Origin of the sequence: Streptomyces sp. NPDC058534, from assembly GCF_042717365.1 — a bacterium.
GTDB lineage: Bacteria > Actinomycetota > Actinomycetes > Streptomycetales > Streptomycetaceae > Streptomyces.
On record NZ_JBHXNW010000093.1, the window covers coordinates 24,294 to 30,274 of the forward strand.

Genomic DNA, 5,981 nt, shown 5'->3' on the forward strand with positions numbered 1-5,981 from the left:
TGGCGCCCCGGAGCCCCCCGGCGCCCTCCTGCGGGTCGGGGGCGGCGCGACGGCAACCCCCCCGTGCGCACTCGTGGGCCCGCTCCACGCCCGGGGCCCCACGGGCGGTCGTCCGGCGCCGCCGGTCAGATCCCGCCGCGCCGTGCGAGGTGCGCCCGGGCCTCGGCGTCACGCGGGCCGCCACGCTCGGCCAGCACGGCCGCGATCCGGTCCCGGACCTCGTCGGTCCGCTTGCCGGCGTACTTGAACTTCGCCCGTACGCCGGTCACCTCCAGCCGCAGCCCGCGGATGCCGGACAGCAGCCTGCCGTACGGCGCCTCGCCCGCCGCGGCCCGCGCGGAACCGCCGTCCGGCTGGAAGTGGCCGACCGTAGAAGTTGGTCGGCACGCCGTGCTCGGGCGGCCCGTCCGGGGCGGCCTGCCAGGGGCCGGGAACGTACACGTAGTCGTCGACCACGCTCAGCAGGACGACCGGGCCGGCCTCCAGCGCGGACCACAGCGGGTTGGGCCGGGCGAGGTGGGTGACCACCTCGCCGTGGGTGCCGCGGGTGGCGTCGAAGGCGAAGTGCAGCGGCTGGACGTGGGGCGGCTCGCCGGGCGGGCCGTTGACGGCGAGCCGGCCGAAGTCGTGTGCCGCGAGCCAGTCGCGCCACTCGTCGTCGTCCCGAGGCGCGTCCCAGGGGTGGACCAGCATCACAGGGCCGACAGGTAGCCGGGCAGGACGGTGCCGGCGTCGAGGTCCGGGTCGGCCACCGGGGCGTCGTACCCCTTCCGCACCGGGACCAGACCCGCCCAGTGGGGGAGGGCGAGGTCCTCCGGTTCGTCGTTCACACCGCCGGTGCGGAGCTTGGCGGAGACCTCGTTCAGGTCGAGGCGGATCACGGCGGTGGCGGCCAGCTCCTTCTTGTTGGCGGGCCGGGAGTCCCGCGAGCGGCCGGGGACGACGTGGTCGACCAGGGCGTCCAGGGCGGTACGCCGCTCCTGTGGGTCCGTCACCTCGTACGCCGTACCGTGCACGACCACCGACCGGTAGTTGATCGAGTGGTGGAAGGCGGAGCGGGCCAGCACCAGCGCGTCCACGTGGGTCACCGTCAGGCACACCGGCAGCCCCGGGTCCGCGGCACCCGTCATCCGCAGCGGGCGCGAGCCCGTCGAGCCGTGCACGTAGAGCCGCTCGCCCACCCGCCCGTAGAGGGTCGGCAGGACCACCGGGGCGCCGTCCCGGACGAAGCCGAGATGGCAGACGTAGCCCTCGTCGAGTATCGCGTGCACCAGTTCCCTGTCGTACGAGGCACGGTCGGGGGAGCGGGTGGGGACGGTGCGGTCGGTGGACGGGTAGGTGGTCGCGGGCTGCGACGGCGTCTGCGCGGTCCCCTGCATGGCGTTCTCCATTGTACTAGTGCATAATGCTGTTTGTGCTAGGAGAGTATCTGATCGCGGGACGGGGCGCAGCGGAGATTTCCGCGAGCGTCGAGCGTGCGGTGGGCTCGGGGGAGCTGGAGCCGGGACAACCGCTCCCGCCGATGCGGGAGTTGGCGGAGCGGCTCGGGGTGAACCCGAACACCGTCGCCGCCGCCTATCGCACCCTGCGCGAGCGCGGGGTGATCGAGACGGCCGGGCGCCGGGGCAGCCGGGTGCGCGCGAAGCCGGCCACCACGGGCCGCGAGTTCATCCGGGTGGAGGTGCCGGAGGGGGTGCGCGACCTCTCCGACGGCAATCCGGACCCGACGCTGCTGCCCGCGCTGGGCCCGGTGTTCGCCGCGGCGGCCGAGCAGGGCGACCGGGAACCGGTGCTGTACGGGCACGCGGCCGTCGCCGCGGAACTCGCGCGCGTCGCCCGCGCCGAACTGGACGCCGACGGCGTGCCCGACGGGCCCGTGGTGGTCACGTCCGGCTCGCTGGACGCCATGGAACGGGTGCTCGCGACCCACCTCAGACCCGGCGACGCCGTCGCCGTGGAGGACCCGGGCTGGGGCAGCCTCCTGGACCTGGTCCCCGCGCTCGGACTGCGCACCGTCGCCGTCCGCGTGGACGACGAGGGGCCGCTGGCCGAGGACGTACGCCGGGTGCTGGCGGCCGGCGCCCGAGCGCTGGTCGTCACGGTCCGCGCCCAGAACCCGACGGGCGCGGCCGTCAGCGCGGCGCGCGCGGCCGACCTGCGGTCCGTGCTGAGCGACCATCCCGGGACCCTGCTGATCGAGGACGACCACGGCCACCGCATCGTGGACCTGCCCCCGCACCCCCTCGCCGGTACGACCCACAGCTGGGCGTTCATCCGCTCGGCGGCCAAGGCATGCGGGCCCGACCTGCGGCTCGCCGTGTTCACGGGGGACCCCGTCACGCTCGACCGGGTCCGCGGACGCCAGCGGCTGGGACCCGGCTGGGTGAGCCACGTCACCCAGCGGGCCGTGGCCCTGCTGTGGGCGGGCGGTGCGGTGGACGCGCACGCGGTCGCGCCGGTGTACGGGCGGCGCCGGGACGCGCTGCTCGCCGCCCTCGCGGACCACGGGGTCGCCGCGCACGGCCGCAGCGGCATGAACGTGTGGATCCCGGTGCCGGACGAGACCGGTGCTGTCGCCCGGCTGCTGCACGCCGGCTGGGCCGTGGCCCCCGGCGCACGCTTCCGCGTCGGCGCCCCGCCGGGCATCCGGATCACGGTCTCGACGCTGACCGAGGACGACATCGGCCCGCTGGCGGCGGCGGTCGCGGCGGCGGTGGGGCCGGGGGCGGGGCCGTCGCGGAGCTACGTCTGAGAGACGCTGGTCCGAGGGCGCTCCTGGAGCCTCGCCCCCTCGCGCTCCGGGGCAGGGGCAGGGACGACCGTGGGGGCCCCGGCGGCCCTGGGCCGGGACTGGGTCAGCGCCGCCCCGGCGAGGACGATCACCGCACCGACCGGGGTCGACCAGGACAGCGACTCGCCGAGCAGTGCCACGCCCGCCGCGGTGGCGATGACGGGGGTGAAGTACGTGACCATCTGGGCCGTCGTCGGGCCGACCTCGGCGACCAGGTCGTACTGGATCAGGAAGGCGAGCCCGGTGCCGAGGATGCCCAGGGCCGCGACCGACAGCAGGGGCAGGACGGGAAAGCTGGTCGGGACCGAGGTGAACAGCGGTGTCACTACGGCCAGTTGCAGGGTGGCGAGGCCCAGCTGGGCACCCGTCAGCGAGAGGTGGGAGTGGCTGGCGCCGGCCAGGGTGCGGCGCACGTAGATCCAGCCGACCGGATAGCTGAGCGAGGCCAGCAGGGCCAGGGTCGTGCCCGTGACGTCCAGTCCGTCGAAGCCCTGCCAGACGCCCAGCACCGTCAGGACGCCCAGGAAGCCGATGCCGAGCCCTGCCACCCGGCGCCGCGTCGGCCGGTCCTCGGAGAGGGCGACCAGCGACAGGGCCATGCCCCACAGCGGCGAGGTCGCGTTGCAGATGCCGGCCAGCGACGACGGGATCGTCAGTTCCGAGAAGGCGAACAGGGAGAACGGCAGCGCGTTGAGCAGGAACCCGGCGACCGTCAGATGCACCCAGGTCCACGCACCGCGCGGCAGCCGCTCCCGCTTCACCGCCATCGCGGCCGCGACCACCGCCGTACCGAACGCCAGCCGCCCCAGCGTGACCTGGAACGGGGCGAAACTCTCCGTCCCCACCTTCATGAAGAGGAAGCTGAAACCCCACACGAGGGAGAGGAGCCCGAAGCGCAGCCGCCAGTCCAGGACGCGACGGGCTGCGGGCGAGGACGTACCACTGCTGCTCATGCGAGCAACGATGGAGCAGACCATCCTCGTAGCACAATCGAGATTTCGCACCGAATATCTCGTAGAATTGCTTACATGTTGAACCTGGAGCGCCTGCGCACCCTCGACGCCCTCGCCCGGCACGGTTCGGTGAGCGGCGCGGCCGCCGGTCTGCACATCACCACCTCGGCCGTCTCCCAGCAGATGGCCAAGCTGGAGCGCGAGGCCGGCCAGCAACTGCTGGCGAAGAACGGGCGCGGGGTGCGGCTCACGGACGCCGGCCGGCTGCTCGCCGAGCACGCGGCCCGCATCCTCTCCCAGGTCGAGCTGGCCCAGGCCGACCTGGAGGCACAGCGCGGACAGGTGGCGGGCGAGCTGCGGCTGTCCGCGTTCCCGACGGCCGCCCGCGGACTCTTCCCCACGGCTCTCGCCGCTCTGCGCACCGAGCACCCCGCGCTGCGCCTGCGCTCCTGCGAGCTGGAACCGGAACGCGGCATCAACGGCGTGGTCCGCGGCGACCTCGACCTGGCCGTCGTACTCGACTGGTACAACAAGCCGATGCCGCTGCCCGACGGCCTGGTCAAGGCGCCACTCCTCGACGACCCCGCCGACGTGGCCATGCCGGCCGGCCACCGGCTCGCGCGCCGGGACGAGGTGGACCTCGCCGAGTTCGCCGAGGACGAGTGGATCACCTGGGGCGAGGGCGAGTTCTGCCACGAGTGGCTGATGTTCACGCTGCGCTCGAAGGGCATCGAGCCGATCGTCGGACACCGTGCCGCCGAGACCCACACCCAGCTCGGTCTGGTCGCCGCGGGGCTCGGCGTGTGCATCGCGCCGCTGCTCGGGCGCCTGCCGATGCCCGCGGAGGTCGTCACCGTCCCCCTGCGGCAGCGAGTGCGCCGGCACGTGTACGTCGTGTGGCGCGCGGACGCGGACCGCCGCCCGTCGATCCGGGCGGCGGTGGACGCGCTGCGGGCGACCGCGGCGAAGGTGGGGCAGGCGGGCCGAGTCCGCCAGGTCCTGTCGGCCTAGAGCGGCGCCAGCTTTCGGAAGTCCCAGGAAACGACCTTCTCCGGCGTCAGCCGCAGCCAGGCGTGCCGGCCGTCGTGGGGCATCTCCTCCAGACCGAAGTTCTTGCGGGCGAACAGCGTCTCCGGGAAGTCGAGTTCGGCGCACAGCTCACCGGTGCGCGGTGCCTCGCCCACGAACTCCACCCGGCCGGACAGCTCCGCGCCCCGCAACTCGTCGTACTCCTCACCGGTGTCCACCACGATCGCCACCCGCCGGTCGCGCCGCAGGTCCGTCCAGCGTCTGCTGCGCACGACCGAGTACAGCCACATCGAGGAACCGTCCCAGACGAACCACAGCGTGCTCACGTGCGGGGCGCCGTCGGCCGAGACTGTGGCGACCCGGCAGGTGCGCTGGGTGGTGAGGAACGCCTCCAGCTCGCCGGGCGTCATCATGATCTTCCGGCCCCGGCGCTGCGTCACGGTCATCCGGCCAGCTGGATCGAGTCCCCGCTGACCGTGATCTGCACGGCGGGCAGCGGCTTGGGCGCCGGACCGCTCTGCACGCTGCCGTCGGTGATGGAGAAGTTGCTGTTGTGACAGGGGCAGTTGATGACCCCGTCGGACACGCTCTTCACGGCGCAGCCCTGGTGGGTGCAGGTGGCGGAGAACGCCTTGAACTCGCCGGCGGAGGGCTGGGTGACCACGACCTTCTGGTCGGCGAAGACCTTCCCGCCGCCCTCGGGGATGTCGGCGGTCGTCGCGAGCGCGGCTCCCGCTCCCGCGTTCTCGCCGCCGCCCGCCTCCTCGGACGGGGAGCCCGGGGAAGCGGTGCCGGTGTCGCTCGACGCGTCCTCGTCCGAGCCTCCGCACGCCGCCAGCACGGCGGTGAGCCCCGCCGCTCCGGCCGCCGCCACGACGGTGCGACGGGCCGGTCCGGCGGCGGGATGAAACGATGCGCTGGTCATGCTGGGGTTCCCTTCGGGGGGATGCGTGATGATCTGCCGAGAGGTACGGCCCCGTGGCACATGCTGTTCAGGCCGTGCCGAGATGCTGTCGGGTCGGCGGTCGGACGGGCGTAAAACACGGCTGTCGATTCGCTGTCGACGGGTGGCCGGTGACCAGAGCGCCGAGCCTGCCGTTTCCGACGTCGCTAACGGTCTCGGGGAAAATTGGGGTTCGGGCGTGCTGGCCTGGTGGGTCGGTTGGCGGGTGATCAGCAGGCGCTGTCCCGGGCGAGGACCAGTTCGG

6 protein-coding genes and 1 pseudogene are annotated in these 5,981 nt (G+C 73.6%); 2 read left to right on the forward strand and 5 right to left on the reverse strand.

Annotation, left to right across the window (positions count from 1 at the left end; translation table 11 throughout):
• Window positions 1–125 precede the first annotated feature (125 nt).
• A pseudogene (locus ACFWR9_RS37240) lies at window positions 126–693 on the reverse strand (FMN-binding negative transcriptional regulator).
• On the reverse strand, window positions 693–1,379 hold the full coding sequence (locus ACFWR9_RS37245; RefSeq protein WP_383850506.1) for a pyridoxamine 5'-phosphate oxidase family protein: 687 nt from the start codon (window positions 1,377–1,379) through the stop codon (window positions 693–695). Before ACFWR9_RS37245 ends, ACFWR9_RS37240 begins: the two are co-directional and overlap by 1 nt.
• A gap of 35 nt (window positions 1,380–1,414) precedes the next feature.
• Between ACFWR9_RS37245 and ACFWR9_RS37250 the strand changes: the two genes are divergently transcribed.
• The gene (locus ACFWR9_RS37250; RefSeq protein WP_383850518.1) at window positions 1,415–2,752 is read left to right on the forward strand and encodes an aminotransferase class I/II-fold pyridoxal phosphate-dependent enzyme; all 1,338 of its coding nucleotides are present in this window, start codon (window positions 1,415–1,417) and stop codon (window positions 2,750–2,752) included.
• On the opposite strand, the gene ACFWR9_RS37255 is transcribed toward ACFWR9_RS37250, so the two are convergent.
• Window positions 2,743–3,744, reverse strand: a complete 1,002-nt coding sequence (locus ACFWR9_RS37255; protein WP_383850509.1) for a DMT family transporter — start codon at window positions 3,742–3,744, stop codon at window positions 2,743–2,745. The genes ACFWR9_RS37250 and ACFWR9_RS37255 overlap by 10 nt on opposite strands.
• Before the next feature lie 75 nt (window positions 3,745–3,819).
• Here ACFWR9_RS37255 and ACFWR9_RS37260 point away from each other — a divergent pair, with 75 nt between their 5' ends.
• The gene (locus ACFWR9_RS37260; protein WP_383850511.1) at window positions 3,820–4,755 is read left to right on the forward strand and encodes a LysR family transcriptional regulator; all 936 of its coding nucleotides are present in this window, start codon (window positions 3,820–3,822) and stop codon (window positions 4,753–4,755) included.
• On the opposite strand, the gene ACFWR9_RS37265 is transcribed toward ACFWR9_RS37260, so the two are convergent.
• Window positions 4,752–5,219, reverse strand: a complete 468-nt coding sequence (locus ACFWR9_RS37265) for a pyridoxamine 5'-phosphate oxidase family protein (RefSeq protein ID WP_383850514.1) — start codon at window positions 5,217–5,219, stop codon at window positions 4,752–4,754. The two genes, ACFWR9_RS37260 and ACFWR9_RS37265, sit on opposite strands and share 4 nt — an antisense overlap.
• Complete coding sequence (locus tag ACFWR9_RS37270) at window positions 5,216–5,698, reverse strand: Rieske (2Fe-2S) protein (protein WP_383850516.1); 483 nt, start codon at window positions 5,696–5,698, stop codon at window positions 5,216–5,218. The genes ACFWR9_RS37265 and ACFWR9_RS37270 overlap by 4 nt, the downstream gene beginning before the upstream one ends.
• Window positions 5,699–5,981 lie beyond the last annotated feature (283 nt).